This window comes from Nitrospirillum amazonense, assembly GCF_007828045.1.
GTDB classification, from domain to species: domain Bacteria; phylum Pseudomonadota; class Alphaproteobacteria; order Azospirillales; family Azospirillaceae; genus Nitrospirillum; species Nitrospirillum amazonense_C.
In genome coordinates, this window is record NZ_VITN01000002.1 from 235,078 (window position 1) to 258,441 (window position 23,364).

At 68.9% G+C, this 23,364-nt stretch carries 23 protein-coding genes; 4 read left to right on the forward strand and 19 right to left on the reverse strand.

The features are described from left to right. From trbG to FBZ89_RS03555, 11 genes are read right to left on the reverse strand one after another with little or no spacing between them, the layout of a single operon-like run. The gene (gene trbG / locus FBZ89_RS03505; protein WP_145748648.1) at positions 1–969 is read right to left on the reverse strand and encodes a P-type conjugative transfer protein TrbG; all 969 of its coding nucleotides are present in this window, start codon (positions 967–969) and stop codon (positions 1–3) included. Continuing rightward, the gene (gene trbF, locus FBZ89_RS03510) at positions 966–1,664 is read right to left on the reverse strand and encodes a conjugal transfer protein TrbF (protein ID WP_145748649.1); all 699 of its coding nucleotides are present in this window, start codon (positions 1,662–1,664) and stop codon (positions 966–968) included. Before trbF ends, trbG begins: the two co-directional genes overlap by 4 nt. Then, entirely contained in the window at positions 1,661–2,800 is a 1,140-nt protein-coding gene (trbL, locus tag FBZ89_RS03515) for a P-type conjugative transfer protein TrbL (RefSeq protein ID WP_145748650.1), read from the reverse strand. Before trbL ends, trbF begins: the two co-directional genes overlap by 4 nt. Beyond that, positions 2,793–3,143 (reverse strand): putative entry exclusion protein TrbK-alt, encoded by a 351-nt coding sequence (trbK-alt, locus tag FBZ89_RS03520; protein WP_246172019.1) that lies wholly within the window; start codon positions 3,141–3,143, stop codon positions 2,793–2,795. Before trbK-alt ends, trbL begins: the two co-directional genes overlap by 8 nt. Next, positions 3,140–3,868, reverse strand: coding sequence for a P-type conjugative transfer protein TrbJ (trbJ, locus tag FBZ89_RS03525; protein ID WP_145748651.1), 729 nt, complete (start codon positions 3,866–3,868; stop codon positions 3,140–3,142). The genes trbK-alt and trbJ overlap by 4 nt, the downstream gene beginning before the upstream one ends. Then, positions 3,865–6,294, reverse strand: a complete 2,430-nt coding sequence (gene trbE / locus FBZ89_RS03530; protein ID WP_145748652.1) for a conjugal transfer protein TrbE — start codon at positions 6,292–6,294, stop codon at positions 3,865–3,867. Before trbE ends, trbJ begins: the two co-directional genes overlap by 4 nt. Positions 6,295–6,296: 2 nt before the next feature. Next, positions 6,297–6,563, reverse strand: coding sequence for a VirB3 family type IV secretion system protein (locus tag FBZ89_RS03535; protein ID WP_145748653.1), 267 nt, complete (start codon positions 6,561–6,563; stop codon positions 6,297–6,299). Further along, on the reverse strand, positions 6,560–6,868 hold the full coding sequence (locus FBZ89_RS03540; protein WP_145748654.1) for a TrbC/VirB2 family type IV secretion system protein: 309 nt from the start codon (positions 6,866–6,868) through the stop codon (positions 6,560–6,562). Before FBZ89_RS03540 ends, FBZ89_RS03535 begins: the two co-directional genes overlap by 4 nt. Further along, the gene (gene trbB, locus FBZ89_RS03545) at positions 6,865–7,881 is read right to left on the reverse strand and encodes a P-type conjugative transfer ATPase TrbB (RefSeq protein ID WP_246172020.1); all 1,017 of its coding nucleotides are present in this window, start codon (positions 7,879–7,881) and stop codon (positions 6,865–6,867) included. Before trbB ends, FBZ89_RS03540 begins: the two co-directional genes overlap by 4 nt. Further along, on the reverse strand, positions 7,874–8,353 hold the full coding sequence (locus tag FBZ89_RS03550) for a conjugal transfer protein TraG (RefSeq protein ID WP_145748655.1): 480 nt from the start codon (positions 8,351–8,353) through the stop codon (positions 7,874–7,876). The genes trbB and FBZ89_RS03550 overlap by 8 nt, the downstream gene beginning before the upstream one ends. Before the next feature lie 2 nt (positions 8,354–8,355). Next, the gene (locus FBZ89_RS03555; protein WP_145748656.1) at positions 8,356–10,329 is read right to left on the reverse strand and encodes a conjugal transfer protein TraG; all 1,974 of its coding nucleotides are present in this window, start codon (positions 10,327–10,329) and stop codon (positions 8,356–8,358) included. A 194-nt stretch (positions 10,330–10,523) separates the two neighbouring features. Here FBZ89_RS03555 and FBZ89_RS03560 point away from each other — a divergent pair, with 194 nt between their 5' ends. Further along, the gene (locus FBZ89_RS03560) at positions 10,524–11,150 is read left to right on the forward strand and encodes a DUF433 domain-containing protein (RefSeq protein ID WP_145748657.1); all 627 of its coding nucleotides are present in this window, start codon (positions 10,524–10,526) and stop codon (positions 11,148–11,150) included. After that, positions 11,147–11,578 carry a type II toxin-antitoxin system VapC family toxin gene (locus tag FBZ89_RS03565; RefSeq protein WP_145748658.1) on the forward strand — a complete coding sequence of 144 codons (432 nt, stop codon included), beginning with the start codon at positions 11,147–11,149 and terminating at the stop codon, positions 11,576–11,578. The genes FBZ89_RS03560 and FBZ89_RS03565 overlap by 4 nt, the downstream gene beginning before the upstream one ends. A 21-nt stretch (positions 11,579–11,599) precedes the next feature. Here FBZ89_RS03565 and FBZ89_RS03570 read toward each other — a convergent pair whose 3' ends face one another. The 8 genes from FBZ89_RS03570 to FBZ89_RS03605 form a co-directional block, all read right to left on the reverse strand. After that, positions 11,600–12,886, reverse strand: coding sequence for a DUF3363 domain-containing protein (locus FBZ89_RS03570; protein WP_145748659.1), 1,287 nt, complete (start codon positions 12,884–12,886; stop codon positions 11,600–11,602). Positions 12,887–13,120: 234 nt separating this feature from the next. Continuing rightward, the gene (locus tag FBZ89_RS03575) at positions 13,121–13,699 is read right to left on the reverse strand and encodes a lytic transglycosylase domain-containing protein (RefSeq protein WP_145748660.1); all 579 of its coding nucleotides are present in this window, start codon (positions 13,697–13,699) and stop codon (positions 13,121–13,123) included. 190 nt (positions 13,700–13,889) lie between these two features. Beyond that, the gene (locus FBZ89_RS03580; RefSeq protein ID WP_145748661.1) at positions 13,890–14,411 is read right to left on the reverse strand and encodes a S26 family signal peptidase; all 522 of its coding nucleotides are present in this window, start codon (positions 14,409–14,411) and stop codon (positions 13,890–13,892) included. Further along, the gene (locus FBZ89_RS03585) at positions 14,408–14,905 is read right to left on the reverse strand and encodes a DUF2840 domain-containing protein (protein WP_145748662.1); all 498 of its coding nucleotides are present in this window, start codon (positions 14,903–14,905) and stop codon (positions 14,408–14,410) included. Before FBZ89_RS03585 ends, FBZ89_RS03580 begins: the two co-directional genes overlap by 4 nt. Then, on the reverse strand, positions 14,902–15,150 hold the full coding sequence (locus FBZ89_RS03590) for a hypothetical protein (RefSeq protein WP_145748663.1): 249 nt from the start codon (positions 15,148–15,150) through the stop codon (positions 14,902–14,904). The genes FBZ89_RS03585 and FBZ89_RS03590 overlap by 4 nt, the downstream gene beginning before the upstream one ends. Then, positions 15,147–15,785 carry a ParA family partition ATPase gene (parA, locus tag FBZ89_RS03595; RefSeq protein WP_145748664.1) on the reverse strand — a complete coding sequence of 213 codons (639 nt, stop codon included), beginning with the start codon at positions 15,783–15,785 and terminating at the stop codon, positions 15,147–15,149. Before parA ends, FBZ89_RS03590 begins: the two co-directional genes overlap by 4 nt. Before the next feature lie 199 nt (positions 15,786–15,984). After that, complete coding sequence (locus tag FBZ89_RS03600) at positions 15,985–16,821, reverse strand: replication initiator protein A (protein WP_145748665.1); 837 nt, start codon at positions 16,819–16,821, stop codon at positions 15,985–15,987. A gap of 3 nt (positions 16,822–16,824) precedes the next feature. Next, positions 16,825–17,088 carry a helix-turn-helix transcriptional regulator gene (locus FBZ89_RS03605; protein ID WP_145748666.1) on the reverse strand — a complete coding sequence of 88 codons (264 nt, stop codon included), beginning with the start codon at positions 17,086–17,088 and terminating at the stop codon, positions 16,825–16,827. Positions 17,089–17,400: 312 nt separating this feature from the next. On the opposite strand from FBZ89_RS03605, the gene FBZ89_RS03610 reads away from it, so the two are divergent. Together FBZ89_RS03610 and FBZ89_RS03615 are read left to right on the forward strand one after the other, a co-directional pair. Next, complete coding sequence (locus FBZ89_RS03610) at positions 17,401–20,442, forward strand: BPTD_3080 family restriction endonuclease (protein WP_145748667.1); 3,042 nt, start codon at positions 17,401–17,403, stop codon at positions 20,440–20,442. Further along, positions 20,442–23,363 carry a site-specific DNA-methyltransferase gene (locus tag FBZ89_RS03615; RefSeq protein ID WP_145748668.1) on the forward strand — a complete coding sequence of 974 codons (2,922 nt, stop codon included), beginning with the start codon at positions 20,442–20,444 and terminating at the stop codon, positions 23,361–23,363. The genes FBZ89_RS03610 and FBZ89_RS03615 overlap by 1 nt, the downstream gene beginning before the upstream one ends. Position 23,364: the final 1 nt, after the last annotated feature.

Sequence of the window (23,364 nt, forward strand, 5' to 3'; positions counted from 1 at the left end):
TCAGCCCCGGCCGTCGATGCGGGTGATGCGCACCACCTGCTGCGGATCGGCGCCCAGGCGCAGTTCCGCAGCGGCGAACAGCCGGTCGACGATCAGGGTGGCGCCGCGCACCCGGTAGTTCACCAGCTCGGCCGTGGCACCGTCCGGTCCCACCACGAACAGGGGCGGCATCTCCCCCTGGCTGATACCGGCGGGGAAACGCATATAGACCTTGCGACCATCGTCGAACACCTGCACCGGCCGCCAGGGTGGCGTATCGCCACTCAGTTCATAACGGAAGCGTAGGGCGGAGAGGTCGAGGCCATCCGCGGCCTGGGCGGTGGCTCGCCCTTCCTCATCCCGGTTGCGGGCCTTCAAGGCCACCAAAGCGTCGGCCGGATAGCGCCAGGAGACCTCGGCCATATATGTGGAGGCGGTGGGATGGGCCTCCAGGTGGTAGCTGCGGCGATCGGTCAGGATCACCAGGTTGTTCATGGGCAGGGTGGCGGCCAGGGGCTTCACCAGCACATGCACCTGCCGGCCCTCGCCGCTGCCGCTCTCACTGTCGCCGATCTTCCATTGCACGGTGTCGCCGGCGGCCACCGACTTCAATTCCTCCCCCGGTTCCAGGGCAATGTCCGTGACATGCACCGGCGCCACATAGACTTGGTAGAGCGCCCCCTCGGTGTAGGGGAAGACCTGCATGGCATTGATGTAGCCGTCGCGGCTGGGCAGCACCTTGGCGCCCGCGTTGGCGGCCTGCACCCGCTTGGCCGGATCCGTGGCCTCTGCCGTTGGAGCGCCTTCCGGCACCAATGGCTTGAGCTGCCCTGGCAGGGGCAAGGGCTCCGGCAGGGTGACGATCTCCACCGGCTTGGGTGGTGCCGGCTCCAGTTGGGTAGGCTGTGGGACGTCGTAGGTGATGGCCGGAGGCTTGTGGGCACAGGCGACCAAGGGAAGGCTGAGGGCCAGGCAAAGCCAACGCGTCATGGCGATCCTCCCGGCCCCAACTCCTGGGCCCAGTTGATGGCGTCGATGTACAGGCCGAGCGGGTTCTGCCGCAGGCGGGACTCGGTGTGCGGCGTCTGGATCACCACCGTCAGGATGGCGGACCAGCGCAGGGGCGCTTGCGGCGCCCCGTCCTCGAAGGGATGTTCGATCCAGGCGACGCGGAAAGAGTCAGGGCTGGCCCGCACCACGCTGGTGACGTCCACTGTTACGGCGTGGCGGCCCAGCCGGCCGAAGGGGTCCGCTTGGCGAGCGTAGGCGTCCAGCGCCGGCTTGGCGCGGCTGGTGATTTGGCCATAGGCGTCGAGCCAGGCCTGGCGCACCACCACCGGGTCCACCGACAGGCCGCGCACCTCGGTGACGAAGCGCCCGAGGAAGTATGCGACCTGGGCGTCGCTGGGGCGGTAGTCCGCCGTGGCCGGCGCCACCGCCTGGATCGCCCCCAGCTTGTCCACCTCCACCACGAAGGGCGTCACCACCGCCCGGGCCCGCATGCGAACATCGTCGCCCAGCAGCACGGCGGCCAGGCCGAAGCAGCCGAAGGCCATGAGGCGCCAGTTGGCGGCCTGCACCCGGGCGCTGCCGATGCGGTCATCCCACAGCTGCTCCGCCCGCTGGTAGGGCGTGACGGGGGCGGGTGTCTCGCCGTACCGGGCCTGTCGGCGCCGCCATCTCATGGTCCATCCCCCTTCAATTGGGGCCGCATGGCGGAGCCGCCACCGCCATCCTCCCGTGACAGATGGTCCGTGGCGCGCACCACCGCCTGCTGGCGCAGACGCTCCGCCCAAGCCGGAGTGGTGGAGGCGGGCGGCGAAGATGAGGCCAGCGGCGGGGGTGGCGGGCTCGCCGGCGCTGCGGGCGCTGCCGCGCCCATGCCCCGGCCCAAGCCACCACTTGCCGCCCCCGCATCGGCACTCGCCGCCCGGGCGGTCATACCGGCGCCCCCCGCCGCCAAGGCCGCGGTGCCGGCCACCATAGCCACCGGCGCCGCCGCGGCCCCCAGGCCCAACTGCGGCGCGCCGGAGGTCAGGCCGCCCGCCAAACGGTTGGCGGCGAAGGCCAGGCCGGCCACAGTCATGGCCGCCAGCAGAATGGTCATCGTGTCCTGCAGGCTCAGCTCCTGCGCCGGGTCGGTGGGTAGGATTTCCGTGTAGAGCCGGGTGCCGATGCCGGTGATGACGGCGAACACCAGGATGCGGACGCCCGAGGTGACCACCTGGCCCAGCACCGGCTCGGCGATGAAGGCCGTGCCCTTCCACAAGGCGAAGGGTACCAGGATGAAGCCCTTCAAGGTCGTCAGCTTGAACTCGATGACCGCCAGGAACAGCAGGATGGCCAGGATGAAGAAGGCCAGCAGGGTGATGAGAATGGCCATGGTCAGCAGCGCGACCTCGCCTAAATTACTGAACACCTTGGGGAAGCCTGACAGGCGCTGGAACTGGTTCAGCAGCACCTGGGCGCCTTCCACGCCAGCGTACGCGAGACGGCCGGGGTGCTGGAAATCAACAAAGTCCAACGTCGACCCGGTAGCCTTTAATCCGAGCGCTGCAAAGCTCTGAAAAATGACCCCCGCAAGCTGATTCCAATGATTGAGCGCCAGGGCGAAAAAGCCGACGGACAGCACCTTCTTAGCCAAGGCCTGGGGAACATCCTCTTCGCCGGTAGCCCACGCCAACCCGGCCAGGGTGCCGTCAATGCCGATCAGCACCGTGACCAGGAAGCCGACATCGCCGGCAATCAGGCCAAAGCCGCCATCAATGGTGCGACTGAAAACGTCGAGGAAATGATCAAGAACGGAGATATCGCTAGCCATGAGGCGGCTCCGTTTTCGATGGGGGCGCGGTCTGTGATGGCTGCTGGGCCGGCACAGACTTGTCGGGCATGTTCGGAAACAGCTGAACCGGCGGCGGGTTATACTGGCCCGCGCCCTTGCCCATGAACCGCCGCCGCTCAGCCTCATCGGCGACCGTGCAGCGGGGATCGTCCACCGCCTTCATGCCCAGATCCCGGCAGCGATCCAGTTCCTGGCGCAGCAGGGCATGGTCGGCCAGCAACTGCTCCACGGTGGGGTCGGCGGCGCGGGCCAGCAGGGCGATGGAACCGGCGGTGACAACGGCAGCGGCGGCCACCGCCGCGACGAGAGTGCGCGTCTTCATGGGGAGCCTCCAAACACCTGAACGGGTATCTGAGTATACCCCACCCCCGCGCCCACGAACCGGCGCCACTCCGCCTGCGCCGCCGCCTCTTCTTCAGTGATACGCAAGGCCTCCGCCGTTTGGGCACGGGCGTTGGCGGCCAGCAGATCCTGGGTGGTGGCGAGCTGACGCACCTGCAGCGCCAGCAGCTGGTTGCCGGCCTGCGTGGCCTGTAAAGCGCCCACCGCCCCCTGGCTCTGATCCACCAGCGCCGCCATCAGCGCCTGGTCGGCGGCACCGCCCTGCACCACCTGGGCCTGCACGGCCAGGGCCTGGCGATGCGCCTCCACCGCGGCGGCGCGTTGGGCATCGCCATCGGCCACCACCCCCGCCTGGGTGACGGCGCCGTCATAGGCCGGATACAGCACCTGCATCTGCTGCTGCAGCCGGCTGACATCAAAGCTCAGCCGCTGGGCCTGGCTTACCAAGGTCGTCAGCTGGGTCATCGAGGCCTGCAGCTGCGCCAAGCTGGAATAGGGCAGCGTCGTCAGGTTGCGCACCTGGTACTGCAGCGATTGGGTGAGCTGCTGAATCTGGGCGACCTGGTTGTTGATCTCCTGCAACGCCCGCGCCGCCGCCACCGTGTTCTGCACCAGGTTGGCATGGTCGATGACCGCCCACTGGGCCTCTGCGGGCGGCGCCAGCAGCACCAAGCCCAACAGGGCAACGGTCCAGCGCCGCCTCATGACCAGCCCTCCACCAAGTCGGCCGCCCAGGGCAGGTCCCGGGCGCGCAGCCAGGCGGCACCGAACCCTTCCGGCCCCGCCTCGGCCAGCACCCGGTCCACCTGCGCCAAGTCCTCGGGCTGGGAGGCGCCGCAGATTGCCAAGGCGGCGGGGCCCATGCTCAACTCGAACAGGCGGCAGCCGGCGGCCGACTGGAACCAGTAGTCCCGCTTGGGCACGGCCTGGGCGATGGTGGTGATCTGGCGGTCGTTCAGGCCCAGGCGGACATAGGCCTGCCGGCTCTCCGGCTCGACCGCGCGGGCGTTGGGCAGGAAGATGCGCGACAGGCAGCTTTCAATGACCGCCGGGGCGACGGGAGAGTCCAGAATATCGGCCAGGCTCTGCGTGGCGAACACCACCAGGGCGTTCTTGCCCCGCACCGTCTTCAGCCACTCCCGCAGCTTGGCGGCGAACAGCGCATCGTCCAGCGCCACCCAAGCCTCATCCACCCCGATCAGGGTGGGCCGACCGTCCAGCCAGCCCTCAATGCGATGGAACAGGTAGAGCAGGACGGCCCGCGCCGCCCGCTTGGAGCCCAGCAGATCTTCCGTCTCGGTGGCCAGCAGGCTGACATCGCTCAGGCTTTCGGCGTCCGCGTCCAGCAGGCGGCCGAAGGGGCCGGACAGGGTGTAGGGCTCCAGCGCCGCCTTCAGGGTGTTGGATTGCAGCAGCGCCACCAGCCCGGACAGCGTGCGCTCGGCCGGCGGCGCCCCAGCCAGGCTGCCCAACGCCGACCACACCATGCCGCGCGCCGCCGGCGTCAGGGGCACGCCCTCCTGCCCCAGCAGGGTCTCGATCCACTCCGCCGCCCAGGCGCGCTCCGCCGCCTCGTCAATGCGGGCCAGAGGCTGGAAGGCGATGGCCTGCACCCCTGCCCGCTCCTCGCCCAGGGCCAGGTCATGGAACACGCCCCCGGCCGCCCAGACCGCCGCCTTGGAGGACCGCCGCTTGTCGAACAGCACCACCCGGGCCTGGGGATAGCGGCGGAACTGCAGCGCCATGAGCGCCAGCAGCAAGGACTTGCCCGCCCCGGTGGGGCCCAAGATCAGGGTGTGCCCCACATCGCCCTGGTGGGTGACCAGCCGGAAGGGCGTCGCCCCGGCGGTGCGCGCCACCAGCAACGGGGGACCGTTCAGATGGGCGTTGCGCTCCGGCCCCGCCCATACCGCCGACAGCGGCAGCATATGCACCAGGTTCAGCGACGAGACCAGCGGCTGGCGCACATTGGCGTAGCATTGGCCGGGCAGGCTGGACAGCCAGGCCTCCACCGCATTCAGCCCCTCCTCCACCGCCACGAAGCCCAGGCCGCGCGCCACCCGCCCCACCGCCCGCGCCCGCTCCGCCGCCACCGCCTCGTCCTCATTCCACACGGTGACCGTGGCGGTGAAATAGCCATAGCTGACGGCGTCCGAGCCCAGTTCACGCAGCGCCATGTCGGCATCCAGCGCCTGCGCCTCGGCATCGCTGTCGACCAAGCGGGATTCCTGCTGCCACAGCACCTCGCGCAGCAGGGCGGCGATGCCCTTGCGCTTGGCCCACCAGTGCCGGCGCTTGGTCGCCAGTTCCTTCTGCGCCTCCGCCTTCTCCAGCGGCAGCCAGCGCACCACCCAGCGGTAGGGCAAGGCCAAGTGGTTCAGCGCGTCCAGCAGCCCCGGCCAGGTGGCATCGGGCAGGCCGCGCAGGGTCAGGGTGCGCAGGTGCGCCCGGCCCAGCAGCGGCGCCACCCCCGGCGTCAGGGCGCAATCGGGCAGCAGGCCGTCCAGGTGGAAGGGCACCGGCGGCACCGTCACCGGGTGGCGGCCATGGGTGGAGATGCAGCCGTGGAGATAGGCCAGGGTCTCGGCATCGTCCAGCCAGCGGCACACCGGCATCAGCGGCACCAGCAGATCCAGCACCCGGTCCCCCTCCGCCACGACGGCGTCGCGCACCAATCGCCAGTCCAATTCCCGCCGCCGGCCGGCCGTGTCGTAAAGCAACTGGCCCGCCTGGGCCGTGCGCTCCGGCGGCGGCAGGTAGCAGAGCGTCAGGAACTGCTCGCTCTCGAACTGGGCGCCCTCCTGGTCAAACGCCGCCCGGCGCTCCTCATCCACCAGGCGGGAGACCAGGTCGGGAAAGCGGCTGTCCGGGTAGCCGGTGGCCGGCCGCCGGGCCGCCTCGACGAACAGGGCCCAGCCCTCGCCCAGGCGCTTCAGCGCGTTGTTGACGCGGGCCGCCACCGCCATCAGTTCCGCCGCCGGCACCGCGTCCAGGTCCGGCCCCCGGAACAGGGCGGTGCGTTGCAGGCTGCCGTCCTTGTTCAGCACCAGGCCCGGCCCGACCAGCCCGGCCCAAGGCAGGTAGTCGGCCAGTTCCCGGCGCTGGGCGCGGTATTCGCGGAGGTCGAGCATGGTCAGACGTCCAGCAAGTGTCGGGCGACCCGCAAATGACGGGCGAACAGCGGCAGGAACTGTGGATCCTGGCGGGTCAGGAACAGGGCCACGCCATGGCCCAGGGCATAGACCGCCGCCCCCGCCAGCCACAGCTGCAAGCCCAGCCCGATGGCGGCGGCCAGCGTGCCCAGCGCGATGGCCAGGCCGCGCGGGATGCCGCCCAGCAGGATGGGCTCGGTCAAGGACCGGTGCAGCGGCACCAGCCAGCCGGCAAGGTCACCGGTCATGACACCAGCGCCCCGCCGGAGAAGCTGAAGAAGGTCAGGAAGAAGCTGGCGGCGGCAAAGGCGATGGACAGGCCGAACACCACCTGGATCAGCCGGCGCATGCCGCCGGAGGTCTCGCCGAACGCCAGCGCCAGGCCGGTGCCGATGATGATGAGCACGGCGATGATCTTGGCGACGGGGCCCTGGACGGAGTCCAGGATCTGCTGCAGCGGCTGCTCCCACGGCATGCTGGTGCCGGCGGCCAGGGCCGCCCGGGGCAAGAGCAGCGCGGTGGCCAGGGACCAGCGCAGGGGAAAACGCTTCATGACGAACCTCCAGGTTCAATGGGGGTGGGCAGCGCCAGGGGGCCAGCGCCCAGGGGTTCCAAGGCGTAGCCGTCGTCGCCCTTGAGCCCAGCGACACGCCACAGGCCAGCCAGGCGTCGTTGCGGGCCCCGGCCGGCTAGGACGGCGATAAGGTCGATGGTCTCGGCGATCAGCGGCCGGGGCACCGTCACCACCGCCTCCTGCACCAGTTGCTCCAGCCGGCGCAGGGCGCCCGGGGCGGAGCCCGCGTGCAGGGTGGCGATGCCGCCGGGATGGCCGGTGCCCCAGGCCTTCAGCAGGTCCAGGGCCTCGCGCCCGCGCACCTCGCCCACGGGAATGCGGTCGGGGCGCAAGGCCAGGCTAGCGCGCACCAGGTCCCCCATGCCCATGACGCCCGGGCGGGTGCGCAAGGGCACCACATTGGGCACGTCGCAGCGCAGCTCCCGCCGGTCCTCGATCAGGATGATGCGGTCGCCCGTCTGCGCCATTTCCCGCAGCAGGGCGTTGGCCAGCGTGGTCTTGCCCGTGCCGGTGCCACCGACGACGAGGATGTTCCAGCGCTCGGCCACCGCGCTGCGCAGGGTAGCGGCCTGGCGGGCGGTCATGACCCGGGCGGCGACGTAATCGTCCAGGCCCAAGCCCATGGCCACCGGCTTGCGGATGGCGAAGGTGGGGCCGGTGACCACCGGCGGCAGCAGACCCTCGAACCGCTCCCCGCCCTGGCCGTCGGCGTCCGGGGGCAGTTCGGCGGAGATGGAGGGGTGGCCGCCATGCACCTCCTCTCCGGCGCAGGAGGCGACCAGGCGGATGATGCGCTCCCCATCGGCGGCGGACAGGCGATGGCCGGTGACGGCCAGGCCGGCGGACAGATGGTCGACCCACAGCCGGCCATCAGGGTTCAGCAGGATCTCCACGATGTCCGGCGCCCGCAGCAGGTCGGCCAGCAGCGGCCCCAAGGCGCTGCGCAGCATACGGGCCGTGCGGGCGGCCACGAGGGTGGAACCGTCAGACATGGGCCGCCGCCGCCTCGCCTGGCGCCGGTTCGGCGTCCGCCCTATCCGGGCTGGCGGCCTGGTGACGCTCCGGCCAGATCTCGACACTGATCTCCTGGACCAGGCTCTCGCCGCGCTGCAGCCGGCGGCCCAGGGTGGCGATGTAGTTCTGATAGCGCTGGGTGCCCTGGGCCTTGGCGGCGGCCTGGTGCTCGGCGGGGATGGGCATCGTCACCGACAGCCAGAAACGCACGAACAGCGCCTGGGCCTCGATGGCGATGGTCAGGTCGCGCTCCACCCGCTCCAACTGCCGCGACAAGCGATCCAGCCGGCGGGCATAGGCGGCCTCGCGCCGGTCCAGCGCGTCCGGCGACAGGAAGGAGGCCACCGCCGCCTCCACCAGCTGCGACCGGTGCACGCCCTGGCGCAGGGCCAGGTCGGTCAGCTGGTCGGCCAGCTTGGGATCGAAGTAGCAGTTGAGGCGGCTCTTCATGGTCACAGCCCCATGCCGTCATCGGGGTCGAGCGCCGCCGCCCGGGCGACTGGCAGCCTAGCCATCACCCGCTGGCGCGGCCCCTCGTCATCGGGCCCGTCATCGGCCACGGCGAACTCGTCGGTAGGGTCGAGGGGCGGGGCGGCTTGGTCGGGGCCAGCCAAGTCCGGCTCCTGCCGGATGCCGCCCTCCTCGCCCTCGGCACCGCCCGCGCCGCCGGGCCCGGTGGGCTCGCCCCGGGCCGCCCGGCCCGACCAGTCATCAGGCCGGCCTGGGGGGCGGTCGGGATAGACAGTGTCGTTGAGCACCGGCGCCGGCAGGACGCGGTCGCGCAGTTGCGGCTCCTCGTAATAGCGCAGCTTGCGCGCCCGGATGGGCGGCGTGCCCGCCACCATCACCAGCTCATCGGTGGCCGGCAGTTGCATCACCTCGCCGGGGGTCAGCAGGGGGCGCGCCGTCTCCTGCCGGCTCACCATCAGGTGGCTGAGCCAGGGCGCCAGGCGGTGGCCGGCATAGTTGTTCATGGCCCGCTGCTCGGTGGCCGTGCCCAGGGCGTCGGAGATGCGCCGGGCCGTGCGCTCGTCGTTGGTCGCGAAGCACACCCGGATGTGGCAGTTGTCCATGATGGCGTCGTGCTCGCCGTAGGCCTTCTGGATCTGGTTCAGCGACTGGGCGATGAGGAAGGCGCGGATGCCGTAGCCCGCCTGGAAGGCCAGCGCGGTCTCGAAGAAATCCAGCCGGCCCAGCGCGGGGAACTCGTCCAGCATCATCAGCAGGCGCCGGCGCCGGGCGGGGTTGTCCAGGCGCTCCGTCAGCCGGCGGCCGATCTGGTTCAGCACCAGGCGGATCAGCGGCTTGGTGCGGCTGATGTCGGAGGGGGGTACCACCAGGTAGAGCGACACCGGCCGCTCGCCCTCCATGAGGTCGGTGATGCGCCAGTCGCACCGCCCGGTTACCCGGGCCACCACCGGGTCGCGGTAGAGGCCCAGGAAGGACATGGCGGTGGACAGCACGCCGCTGCGCTCGTTCTCCGACTTGTTCAGCAGCTCCCGCGCCGCCTGGGCCACCACCGGATGCACCCGGTCGCCCAGGTGCTTGGTCCGCATCATGACGCGGAGCGTGCGGTCGATGGGCCGGGCGGGGTCGGAGAGGAAGGCCGCCACGCCGGCCAAGGTCTTGTCCGCCTCGGCGTAGAGGACGTGCAGGATGGTGCCGACCAGCAGGGCGTGGCTGGTCTTCTCCCAATGGTTCCGCCGCTCCAGCGCGCCATCCGGATCGACCAGAATGTCCGCCACGTTCTGGACATCGCGCACCTCGCAGGCCCCTAGCCGCACCTCCAGCAAGGGGTTGTAGGCGGCGGACCGGGGATTGGTGGGATCGAACAGCAGGCAGTGGGAGAACAGGGCGCGCCAGCCGGCGGTGACCGCCCAGTTCTCGCCCTTGAGGTCATGGACCAGGACGCTCTCCGTCCAGGTCAGCAAGGTCGGCACCACCAGGCCGACGCCCTTGCCGCTGCGGGTGGGCGCGAACACCAGGACGTGCTCCGGCCCATCATGGCGCAGATAGCGCCGCCCCATCCGCCCCAGCATCACCCCGGCATCGGCCAGCAAGCCGGCCCCGCGCACCTCCTCGGCCACCGCCCAGCGGGCGGAGCCGTAGGTGGCCACCGCACCGGCGGCGCGGGCCCGCATCGTGGAGCCGACCACGGCCACCAGCAGCGCACCGACCCCGCCGGCACTGGCGATGCAGGCGCCAACCAGGAAGACGCGCGGGGCGTAGGCGTCGAAGCGCAGCCACCAGAGGAAGAACAGCTCAGGGCGATAGACGGGGCTGGCGCCCAGCAAGAACCAGGGCCGGCCCAAGGCGGGCGCATAGCCCAGGCGCCAGGCCACCCATTGGGTGGCGAGCCAGACGCCGGCCAGCACCAACACCAGCGCCGCCGCAATCTGACCCCAGAGGATGCGCCCGCCAGTCATGGGATTGGCCCGCCTTGAGAGAGACGGGATAGATAAAGAAGACCGGATTCAGGCTAGCGCAACAGCCAACAGCCGCCATCGTAGGACAGCGTAGAAATAGAAACGGTCGGCGGAGCGGCCCGTCAGGATGCCGTCCATCGACTTGACATCAGCCAACGCAACCCCAATATTGGGGCAGAATTGGAGACCTCGCTATGCCGAACATGCTCGAGTTCACCGCCGCCGAAGCCGCCTTCGTCTTGCGCGAACCCATCAAGGCGGTGCGCAAGGCCATGGACGAGGGGCCGGTGCAGGCCCGGCTGGTCACCAAGGCGGGCGGACCGGTCCGGGCCATCGCTTGGCGGGATCTTGTCTATCTCCACGCGGTCCGCACCCTGCGCGAGGAATTGACGCCCAAGGGCCGGACCGAGTTCTACCTGGCTCTGAAGCGGAGTCCTGCGGAGGGAACCCGGGAGGTACGGTTCGGCCGGCTGAGCGTGACAATGGACGCGTTCGAGGCGGAGGTCGAGGCGCGGGCGCAGGAATTGTCCGCGCTGGCCGACAAGGTCGAGTTCCGTGCCGATGGCGAGCCGTTGCTCAAGGGAACCGCCATCGAGGTGCATCGGATCGCGGCCCTGCTGGCCGGCGGCCTGTCGGCTGAGGAAATCCGCGACGATTATCCCTCGGTCACGCCTGCGATGGTGGACACAGCCAAGGCTTATGCCGACGTCCATCCCAAGCCCGGGCGCCCCTATCCCCGGACGACGGTGAAGCGCGCCTTGCGAGGGGCCGGACTGGAAGCCTTGGATGAGGTGCTCGACGGCCCGGCCAGCGAGCCATGAAATACCTGCTCGACACCAACGTCTTCCGCGAGATCGGCAAGACAGCGCCACACGAGCATGTGAAGGCCTGGCTGGCGCAGGTGGATGATTCCGATCTGGCCCTCAGCACCATCACCGTGCGTGAGGTCATGAAGGGCGTGGAGAAGCTCCGGCGCACCAAACCCGACGTCGCGGCGGTAATCGGGACCCGGGTGCAGGCGAGCTTCGATGCCCTGGCGGACCGGATCCTTCCTGTCGACCGTGAGATCGCGGCCCTATGGGGCAGGTTGCTGGGCGCCAGCGAGAAACATACCGACGATACCGGATTGGCAGCCACGGCCCGCATCCATCGGCTGATCCTGGTGACCCGCAATTCCGCCGACGTGGCCGGGCGGGGCATCACCACCCTCGATCCCTACTCCGCGTCTCCCCGGATACGGCCCGCCTGACACCCTCTTTACCCTATCCCGCTATCCCGGCGTAGGGCCACGACCCACGGGGAATCCCCAATCGGCGATCCAGTCCGGCTCCTTGGGTGAAACCACCAGACCTGTCCGATGGCGGGTCACCCGGACTGTGCCACCAACGGGCAAGCCCGAACTATTGAGGTCGGCGCCCAAGCGCAAGTAGTGGGACCGCCCCTCCCGGTCCTCGACAACGATGAACGGCCGGCCCGTCAACTCATCGTCCAAGCCCTTGACGGTGATTTGACCGACGATGGGGTGGGCCGGTCCCTCTTGCCCATGGACCACCACGTCACCGACCGCACGGCCCAGTCTCTGGTTCAGGGTGCGGATGATGTCGCCTCGTTGCCCCAGGGCACGCAGGGTTGGCTCGACGGCTGCCGATAGCCGCCACTGTCCCACCCCCTCCGCCGTCGCCAGCCCCAGAACCTGCAGGCGCTGGAGCCGACCGACGAGCATCCCCTGAACGCCGCCTCCCTTCGGCCAAACCTCTCCGTCCGGCCGCAGGTCGATGACGCCAGCCTGGTCCGCCGCCGCCACCCGGGCCAGGGTGCGGTCCAACTGTGTCCAGCGCTCGGCCTCCACCTCCCGCGTCAGCTTGGTCCGGATCTCCCACTCCGACCGCGGCCCCAGTTCCAGGGTGGCCAGTTCCTGGGCCCGTGCCCGCAGGCCCTGGGTGATGTAGTTGCGGTGGATGACCAGGTCGCGGCCGGCCTCGTCCTTGCCGCGCACGATCAGATGGACGTGGGGGTTGTCGGTGTTCCAGTGATCGACGGCCACCCACTCCAGCCGGGTATTCAGGTCCCGCTCCATGGTCCGCACCAGGTCGCGGGTGTAGGCCCGCAGGTCGGTGAGGTCGGCCGCATCCTCCGGGCTGACGATGAAGCGGAAGTGGTGGCGGTCATCCGCCGTCCGGTTGACGAACGCCCGCACGTCGGCATCGTCGGTGTCCGCGCTGAACATCCGCGCCGGCTGGCTGTCCTTGGTCACGCCTTCCCGGCGCAGATAGGCCAGGTGGGTCCCCAGCAGCGCCCCCCGCATGCCGTGGCGGACGATGCGGGCCTTGACCACCACGCGGCGCCCCCGCTGGGCCAGCAGACCTCGGCTGAGTTTCCAGGCCATGCCGGCGCCCCGGCCGGCCATCCCACGCTTCGTGCGGTTGGAGACGACGCCCGCCTGGTCGCGCGCCACCAGCACCTTGGCCTTGAACAGGCGTGGCTGCCGCTCCGCCCGGAAGCGGCCCAGGCGGGGGCGCAGGAATGCGTCGGCGTCGCGGTCATCACGGCGCGGCATGATGGCCCCGTGCCAGGAAACCCCAGGAAGCCCGCCCCTCAGCGAGCGCGACCGGCACGGCGCCCAAAACCCGGCACTGTCCCGACGCCAGGCGATCCGCCCCTGACAGCCCGTAAAACCCACCCCACGGCACCGCCTTTAATCTTGCCGTCCGTCGTCCATCGGGGTGCCCAGTGTCGATCCCCCGCCCCTCGCCGTCCTTAAGCGCCCGGCCCACGCTGTCACGCCGCGCCGTCACGGCGTGCTCCCGGCGTGGCTCAGCGCGACGAACAGCCCCCGGTCCGGCGTCGACAGGTCCCTCGGGGCCTGGGTCCATCGTCCCAGCACCTGGGCGACATAGCGCCGGGTCGCCGCCGGAAGGGGCTGGCCGGTGCGGTGGTAAGTCAGCACACGGGCGGGCCCGGCATGGTAGGCGGCCAGGGCATCCACGGTCCCGAAGCGCTCCCGCAACTCCGCCAGGAAGGTCGCCCCCGCCAGCAGGTTGTCGCGCACCTGATAGGCGCTGGCGCCCAGGTGCAGGCGGGCCCGCAAGGCGGCCCAGGTCCCCGGCATCAGCTGCATCAGCCCCATGGCTCCCGCTGGTGAGGTGACGGTGGGGTCACCGGCGCTTTCCACCGCGACCACAGCGGTCAGCAAAGAGGGCGGCAGGTGGACACGCGCGGCCGCCTCCGCGATCTCGGGGGCGATCTCCGGCGCAATCCCGACCTGCCAATGTCCGGTCGTCGTCACGCACGGCGGTGGTGGCTGCAACGGGGCGAACAGCGGGCTGGCGGTGGCGAGGCCGCAGGCGACGGCCAGGGTCAGGACGGGCATGACGGCCTCCAGGTCGACAGCGACAACGGGACGAGCGGAGCGCGGCCTTCAGCCACCGGGCTCGCCCGCGTCAAGGCCAAGCGTCGCTTGACCTTGACCCCGGCTGCGCGCGGCGGCGGACCGGAGGGCGGTCGGGACGACAGGATGTCGCCCCGGGGCCGAACAACAGGATGGGGGAGGACGGGCGGCGTCACGGGGCCCGCCCCACCCAAAGCGGGGTCGCCTGGCCCAGGACGGCGGTGAGCGGCGTCGGCCCAAAATACCGGCCGTCCAGCGCGTCGGCGCGGTCGGGGTTCAGCAGCAGGACCTCCCCGGGGAACAGCCGCCGACAGCCGCGCCAGGCGGTCAGGGGCCGGCCCTGGCCATCGGCCTCCCGCACTCGCGCCAGGGGGCGTCCGTCCACCAGCATCCAGCCGGCACGGCCGCAGACATGCTGCCCCGGCACCGCCGCCACCGGCTTCAGCAGGGGCACGCCCCAGGGGAGGTAGCCGCGCTCCGCATAGAGGCGAGCCTGGGCGGCGTCGGGCCGCACCAGCAGGAGGGTGCCGGGGGCCGGGCCGCCATCGCCCAGGGGGCGGACGCTGTAGAGGCCGATGGGCGCGCTGGCGGTGGCGTTCCACACCAGCACAGGCCGGCGGCCCGGTGTTGCCAGGACCAGCAGCAGCAGCAGCGCGGCCAAGCCCGCCAGCAAGGGGAAGGTCCGGCGCGTCATGACCCCACCCCCCGGCGCCGGCACCAGGCGGCATGCTGATCCCGGCCGTAGCGCCGGGGGGCCTGCCCGCAGGCCAGGCGGTTGTGGGCATGGCGCCAATAGTCCGGCGCCACCGCCGCCGGGTCGAAGCCGTCCGCCTCCAGCATGTCGATCAGTTCCAGCGTGCGCTTCACCCGGGGCCAGCCCGATAGGCGCAGCAGGCTGTCGCCGCCGGGGGTGATGCCGGGCACGGTGACGCGCCCCTCCCCCGCGGCGCAGGCCCGCAGGATGTCGATGCGGGAAAGGACGGTGCCGTGGACGTTGCCCTCCCACCGCACATAGCCGAACACGGCCCCGGGGGCGAAGAACAGCAGGCGCCGCCGCCGGTCCAGCACCTGGTCCGCCACCGGATGACCGAAGCGCAGCCAGCGCTCGATCCAGTCGCGGTGGAACACCAGTTCCACGCTGGTTAAGGGGCTGGTCGGGGAGCCATCCAGGGAAGCCGACGCGATCATGACGGCCCCGCCTCGGTGCCGAAGCGCTCCTCCAGCATCGCCCGCAGCAGGTCGGCCACGGTGACGCCCTGGTTGAAGGCCGCCACCTTGATGCGGCCGCGCAAGGCCGGCGTGACGTCGATGGTCAGGCGGGCGCTGTAGGCCTCGGCCTTGGGCGCGGTGCGGCCCTTGCCGTCACCGTCGACCCAGCGTTGGGCATCGTCGCGCGGGCGGGCACCGAGCACGGGGGCGGGCCGCCGGGTCATGGCCGCCCCCGTAGCACTTCGGCGGCCAGCGCCGCCACCTCGCGCACCGCCGGCGACGCCCGGTCGATCTCCCGCGCCAGCAGGCCGGACCCCGCCGCCTCGGCGTAGATCACCCGTTGGGCCAGGCTGGCCTCCAGCGCCGGCACGCCCAGGCTGGCGATGGCGCGCTGAACCTCCCGGGCGATGCGGGTGCGCACCACACGGCGGTTGACGACGAAGTGAGCCTTCAGCTCCGGCCGGTAGACACGGGCCTCGGCCACCAGGTCCAGCATGGCCTGGCTGGCCCAGACGTCGAAGCCGGACGGCTGCACCGGCACCAGCACGCGCTCCGCCGCCAGCAGGGCGGAGCGCACCAGGGCGGTGGTGCGCGGCGGCCCGTCGATGACGACGTGGGTGACGCCCCGGGCCAGGTCCGGCACCTCGCGGTGCAGGGTCTCCCGCGCCAGGCCCACCATGCCGAACAGGCGGCGGCGCCCCGCCCGTGCCCGCTGTTCCGCCCAGTCCTGGGCGGAGGCCTGGGGATCGGCGTCGACCAGCAGCACGGACGCGCCGGACCGCGCCCATTCCCCGGCCAGATGCAAGGCCAAGGTGGTCTTCCCCGCCCCGCCCTTCTGCGTCAGCACGGCGACGATCATGGCCGCCTCGCGCGCGGGCGCGGATGTAGGGCACTACCCTCAACAACTACCAAGAGTCTATTAAGAGTCAAAGAGTCAGGGATTCTGCCAGCGCGAATTCGCAAGCTCTGCCAATGGTTTGCCGACCACCCCCACGCCTGATCCACCGTCGAATCACGCCTGTTCCACCGTGGCGGCACGCCTGATCCACCGAGAGGATTCACAGCCCACCCTCCCCGTCTGTGGATGAAACCCCCGGCTTATCCCCAGGCACCACGGCGGCACTGTGGACGGGCTCGGTGGATCGGGCGGCGTGCAGGGCCTCCCGCCCGTGGTGTCGCACCAGGGTCAGGGCATAGCCCGCCAATACGCCCCGGCGCGCGATGCCCCTCAGGTCCGCGATGAAATCGACCGGCCGCGCCAGGCTTCCGGACCGGGCCTGGAGGTCGGCCAGGGCGATGGTCCAGCCGGTGGATAACCCAGCGTGCCGGCGTAGCAAGCGCCAAAGCCAGCGCTCCACCCCGCCGGTCAGCCGCAGGTAGGCGCGGTCGATCCGCAGCACCCGGCGGCGGGCGACGACAGCGGTCCACAGCCATTCCGGTAGCAGAATGATCAAGCCTTCGCCGTCAACGGTCCAGCGCTCGATCCAGTGGAAGCGGTGACCCTCGGCGGTGGGGACGCCCAGGGTGGTCTCCACCTCGCTGGCCACCAGCCGGTCCAGCGCCTGGGCCAGGGCGCCATATTGCGCCCGGCCGGTGCCGCGCCCGAGAAAGCGTAGAACCTGAAACGCGGGTGCGCGTAAAAGCGGCGCCGGTTCCAACCCGCGATCGCGCCCCTCGGCCAATTGCGAAACGGCCCAGATCAGCAGGTCGGCATCCCAGAGGGTGGCGAGGCCCGGCCCGCCGGCCGGGGTCGACACCCGCAGATGGTCGCCGGCGCGCCTGTGACACAGCGGCTGATGGCGAGGACGCTTGGCCAGGGAAAAGCAGGGCCAGACCATCAGGTCGATGGCATCGCGCACCGGGGCCCCGGCATGGGCGGCGGGAAAGGCGCGCATGGGTCATCGCCTTCCCAACGACGCGGCTCGACGCGGCGGCCGAACGGTGGTGGGGGTGACGTCGGTGGTGGAGGTCCGCCGCCCCTGGTCGGCCCAGCGCTGCAGATCCTCGACGGCGTAGATCACGCGGCCACCGATCTTGCGGTAAACCGGCCCGGTGCCGAAGGTGCGGTGCTTCTCCAGCGTACGGCCGGACAGCCCCAAAAGCCGGGCGGCCTCGGGCGTGCGCAGATAGCGCGGCGGCAGGGATGGATAAGGATCGGGCATGGGCGCACCCCGGCATGGATGGGCGGCCCACCGGGAACGGGGCCGCATCGCCGGCAAGCATCGGCGGGCCGCCACCCCCTTGGGGATGGACGAAGTTCGGGGGGTGCGGAAAACGTCCATGCACTGGGGAGATGGCCGGTCACTCCCTGACGAAGCACCGGGGTGGCCGAGGTGCTAAGTTGGTTCGCCTCCGCCCTGGCATCAGCGTTGCCCTTGGCACTGATCGTCCGCCAATGGACACGAAGCGGTAGCAATGGACAGGCGGGGTACGTTAGATTTGCGAGCAAAACTCGAGTGGAGCGGGCGATTACAGTGAGCAGTTTCTACGAGCGGCCTATTCTGAATTCGCCCTATCGCGCGCCCGAATGGCACCATCCCCTCTCCAAGAGCGGACAGCCGCTGGAAGGGGAACCGAAGCGGGGCCGACGTCCGTCGCGCTTCATCGTCCCCGTTCCCGCCTCACGGAAAAAGGCGTCCAGCGGCCAGGCATCCCTTGAGCTGGAGAGCTACACCGAGAATGCGCTGATCAACGAGATTCGCGGCTACGTCGACCAGTGGCGGACCCTGCGCAACCCCGCTGATTGGGGCGTGACGGCCGTTTCCCAACGGCTGCTGGAGCATTGGCGCCGGCCCCAGGAATGGTGGGCCAGTCAGCGCCCCTTCTTCTGCCAAGTCGAAGCCGTCGAAACGATCATCTGGCTGACCGAGGTCGCGCCCAGGCGAGCGGCGACCAAGGGCCTGTTGGATCAAATCGCCAAGGCCAACGAGGAGGCCAATCCGGAGCTGTTCCGCCTGGCCCTGAAGATGGCCACCGGCACCGGCAAGACCACCGTCATGGCCATGCTGATCGCCTGGCAGGCGGTCAACGCCGCCCGCCGGGCGTCGAAGGACTTCTCCCGCGCTTTTCTGATCATCACGCCCGGCATCACCATCAAGGACCGGCTGCGCGTGCTGCAGCCCAGCGAGCCAGACAATTATTACGAGACGCGGGAGATCGTGCCGCCGGAAATGCTGCCCGACATCCGGCGGGCGGAGATCGTGATCACCAACTACCACGCCTTCCAGCACCGTGAGACGCTGGCGCTGCCCAAGGTGGCGCGCAGTTTCCTGCAAGGGAATGATCCGGAGCCGATCAGGACGACGGAAACCGACGCGGAAATGCTGGAGCGGGCCTGCGGCAAGCTGCTCAACTATGAGCGCGTCAACGTCATCAATGACGAAGCCCATCACTGCTATCGCCACAAGGTCGGCGATGAGGCCGAGGATGCGGAAGGCCCGCTGACGGGCGAGGACAAAAAGGAAGCGGCGGAGAACGACGAAGCCGCGCGCCTGTGGATCAATGGCATCGAGGCGCTGGACCGCAAGCTGTCCCAAAGTGGGCGCAAGCGGGGCGTGCGCGCGGTCTATGACCTGTCCGCCACCCCCTTCTTCCTGCGCGGATCGGGTTACCAGGAAGGGACACTGTTCCCCTGGGTGGTGTCTGATTTCAGCCTGATCGACGCGATCGAAAGCGGCGTGGTCAAACTGCCGCGCGTCCCGGTCAGCGACAATCTGGTGCAGACGGACACGGTGGTTTACCGCGACCTGTGGAAAAACATCGGCAAGTCCCTGCCGAAAACCGCCGCCGGCGCCGCCAAGCTCAGCCCCTTCGACCTGCCCAACACCCTGAAAACCGCGCTGAACGCCCTGTACAGCCATTACGAGGGCGAGTTCGAGCGCTGGCAGCGTGCCGGCATCACCGTGCCGCCGGTGTTCATCGTCGTCTGCCAGAACACCGCGATATCCAAGCTGGTGTTCGAGTGGATCTCCGGCTTCGAACGGGGCGATGCGGAGGAAGGCGAGCGGGCGGCCTTCCATGCCGGCCACCTGGAACTGTTCCGCAACTATGATGAGCACGGCGCCCGCCTGCCCCGGCCCCGCACCTTGCTGATCGATTCCCGCCAGATCGAGTCCGGCGACGCGCTTGACAAGGGCTTCCGCGACGCCGCGGGCCCCGAGATCGAGCAGTTCAAGCGCGAGCTTGCCGCCCGCGAAGGCGCCGGCGCCGCGGCGGGCGACATCAGCGAGGGCGAGCTGCTGCGTGAGGTGATGAACACGGTCGGCCGCCCCGGGCGTCTGGGCGAGCAGATCCGCTGCGTGGTTTCCGTGTCGATGTTGACGGAGGGGTGGGACACCAACACGGTGACCCACATCCTGGGCGTCCGCGCCTTCGGCACCCAGCTGCTGTGCGAACAGGTGGTGGGCCGCGGCCTGCGCCGGCAATCCTATGATCTCAATCCCGAAACCGGCCTGTTCGATGTCGAATATGCCGACATCATGGGCATCCCCTTCGACTTCGCGACCTCGCCCCAGGTCGCCAAGCCGACCAAGCCCAAGCCCGTGACCCGCGTTCATTCCATCAAGGAGCGCGCGTCGCTGGAAATAGCCTTCCCGCGCGTCAGCGGCTACCGCCGCGACCTGCCCACCGATAGGTTGGAGGCCAAATTCACCGAGGATAGCCGGCTGGAGATCACGCCCGCCGACATCGGCCCCACCTCGGTCGTCATGGAGGGCATCGTCGGCGCCGGCGTGACCATCACGCCGGAGGTGCTGGAGCGCCTGCGCCCGTCGGAGATCAGCTTCAACCTGGCCAAGCATCTGCTGTACACCAGTTTCCGGGATGAGGACGGCTTCCCCAAACAACACCTCTTCCCGCAAATCCAACGCCTTGCCCGCCGCTGGCTGGACGAGGACTATCTGGTCGCCAAGGGTGTTCCGGTCGGCGCCATCCTGTATCAAGATCAGTTAGCCCGCGCGGCGGAAAAGATCGTCATCGCCTGCACCCGGGCCGGTGACGGGCACATCGTGGCGGTGCTGGACCCCTACAATCCCAAGGGGTCGACCCGGCACGTCAACTTCATCACCTCCAAACCCTGTTGGACCACCGGCGCCCGCCCGCCCAAGAGCCCCATCAGCCATGTGGTGATCGACAGCACCTGGGAGGAACAGCTGGCGCTGACGCTGGAAAGCCACCCGCGCGTGCTGTCCTACGCCAAGAACCAGGCCTTGGGCTTCGAGGTCCCCTACCTTGACGGCGGCATCACCCGGCGCTATCTGCCCGACTTCCTGGCCCGGCTGGATATCTCCCGCGCGGGCGACGGCAGTGACACGTTGAACCTGATCCTGGAGGTCAAGGGCCTCCGGGATGAAAGTGACAAGGCCAAGGCCCAGACCACCCGTGACCTCTGGGTTCCCGGCGTCAACGCGCTGGGTGGCTTCGGCCGCTGGGCTTTCGCCGAATTCCGTGACTGGACCGTGATGGCGGAGGATTTCGCCACCTTGGTCGATGACCTGTTGCAAAAGGGTGCCGTCTGATGGCCCGTTCCCCCCGCCCCGCCACCGGCAAGTCCGCCAAGCAGGTTGAAACGCTGAAGCACGGCGACGCGACCCGCCGGAACATCCCCACCGCCGAAATGGAAAGTTTCTTTCGGCGGGAGGAGGATACGGCGCCGATGCCGCCGAAGCACTACCCTCGCGCCCGGCCGCTGGCCGAGGGCGCGACGCGGACGCCGGAGGAGCCGCGCCAGCCGGAGCTGATCTGGAACGGCGCCAAGATCACCATCACCGACGCGCAGATGAAGGAGTTGGCGGAGACCGGCACCCTGACCCTGTCCGATGCGCAACTGGTCTGGCGCGGCAAGGACCGGCAGGATTGGACCGACCTGGTCGTCAACGTGCCGCCGCTGTACATCCAGGAGAAGATCCACCCCAAGGCCATCATCGAGGACCTGAAACGCCGCACCGCCAAGAAGCGGGAGGCGGCGGCCGACATCGCCGACCTGTTCGCCGACTTCAACGGCATCACGCCAGAGCAGCGGGCCGAGTTCTATCAGCATGACCAGCACTGGTCGAACCGCATGATCCTAGGCGATAGCCTGCAGGTGATGGCCAGCCTGGCGGAACGCGAAAGCCTGAAGGGCAAGGTGCAGTGCATCTATTTCGACCCGCCCTATGGCATCAAGTTCAACTCCAATTGGCAGGTCTCGACGCAATCACGCGACGTCAAGGACGGCAAGCAGACCGACATCAGTCGCGAGCCTGAACAGGTGAAGGCCTTCCGCGACACCTGGAAGGATGGCATCCACAGCTACCTGACCTATCTGCGCGACCGACTGACCGTAATGCGGGATCTGCTGACGGAGAGTGGGTCGATCTTCGTGCAGATCGGCGATGAGAATGTACATCGCATTCGCGCTGTCCTGGATGAAGTGTTTGGAGAAAATAATTTTCTTGTTCAAATAAACTTTAAGACAGCCGATCCGCTTGGGCAAAAAGGCCTACCCAAGGCTTACTCATATATAGTTTGGTATGCGAAGAATAAGGGGAGCGTGAAATTTCGCCCAATTGTGAAGCAGAAGGATTTCGAGGGCGACAGAGAATATAAATATTACAATAAATATCCAGGCCCCCTTGGAATTATGCAAACAGACGAGGGTTACGGCAAAGAAAACTCACTATTCCGACGACGCGGAGCATGGTCTGCCGGATATACTGAAAGCTGCACTTTCCCATTTGACCTCTTCGGTCGGCGAGCTGTTGCGCCCAGCGGTAAAAGTTGGGCAACCATGAAGGACGGCATTGATCGACTGAAGAAGGCAGATCGTCTATTCTGGATAAAGACGCTTGTTTACTTCAAGCGCATGGCAACAGACTATGACGTAGTTCAGATTGACAACAACTGGGATGACAAGCCTGGAGCTGGCGGTGAAGTATACGTCGTTCAGACGGCTCCGAAGTTCATCCAACGTTGTATCTTAATGACCACCGATCCCGGTGACCTTGTGCTCGATCCTACCTGCGGTTCAGGCACTACCGCTTACGTTGCCGAGCAATGGGGACGGCGCTGGATCACCATCGATACCAGCCGCGTCGCATTGGCCTTGGCTCGCACGCGCCTGATGGCCGCCCGCTATCCCTGGTATCTCCTCGCCGACAGCCGTGAGGGGCGTGCCAGAGAGGCGGAACTGACCCAGCGCGCGCCGGCCGACACGCCCATCCACCACGACCTACGCCAAGGTTTCGTCTACGAGCGCGTGCCGCATATCACGCTGAAGTCGATCGCCAACAATCCATTGATCGACGACATCTGGGAGAAGTGGCAGGCGGTGCTGGAACCGCTGCGGGCCACACTCAACACCTCGCTGGGCAAATCCTATGAGGAATGGCAGATCTCGCGCGACTTGCCGCCGGATGCGCTCGCCTCGGCCAAGGAGCCACACGCCCAATGGTGGGAAGCGCGCATCGCCCGTCAGAAGGAGATCGACGCCTCCATCGCCGCCCGCGCCGAGGTCGAATATCTCTACGACAAGCCCTACGTGGACAATGGACGTGTCCGCGTGGCGGGGCCGTTCACGGTTGAGAGCCTGTCGCCCCACCGCGTGTTGCCGGCCAGCGATGAGGAGATGATCCACGAGATCGAGGCGGCGGAGGGCCGGCGCGCGCCGGCGGATGCGGATCTGGCGGGGCAGGACTTCACCGCCATCGTCATCGACTATCTGAAGGCCGAAGGCGTCAAACAGCAGGCCAAGGGGGATCGCATCACCTTTGAGAGCCTGGCCCCCTGGCCTGGGGATTTCGTCGGCGCCAGCGGCGTGTTCATCGAGGGGGAAAATGGGCCGGAACGCCGGGCCGCCATCCTGATCGGCCCGGAATACGGCACCATCGGCCGGCAGGACCTGGTCGCCGCCGCCCGCGAGGCGGTGGACGCCCGCTTCGACGTCCTGATCGCCTGCGCCTTCAACTTCGACGCCCACTCGTCCGAGCTGGGGCGCCTGGGCAGCCTGCCCATCCTCAAGGCCCGCATCAATCCCGACATGCACATGTCGGACGAACTGAAGAACACCGGCCGCGGCAACATGTTCGTCGTGTTCGGTGAGCCCGATGTCGAGATCCTGGATGAGGGCGGGCCGGACCTGCGCGTCAAGGTGAATGGCGTCGATGTCTTCGACCCCAACACCGGCGACATCCGGTCGAACGATACGGCGGGCATCGCCGCCTGGTTCATCGACACCGACTATAACGAGGAGAGCTTTTTCGTCCGGCACGCCTATTTCCTGGGCGCCAACGATCCGTACAAGAGCCTGAAGACCGCGCTCAACGCGGAAATCGACGCGGACGCCTGGGCGACGCTGTATTCCGACACCTCGCGGCCGTTCGCGCGACCGGAAGGCGGCCGCATCGCGGTGAAGGTCATCAATCACTTCGGTGACGAGGTGATGAAGGTGTTCAGGGTGTAGG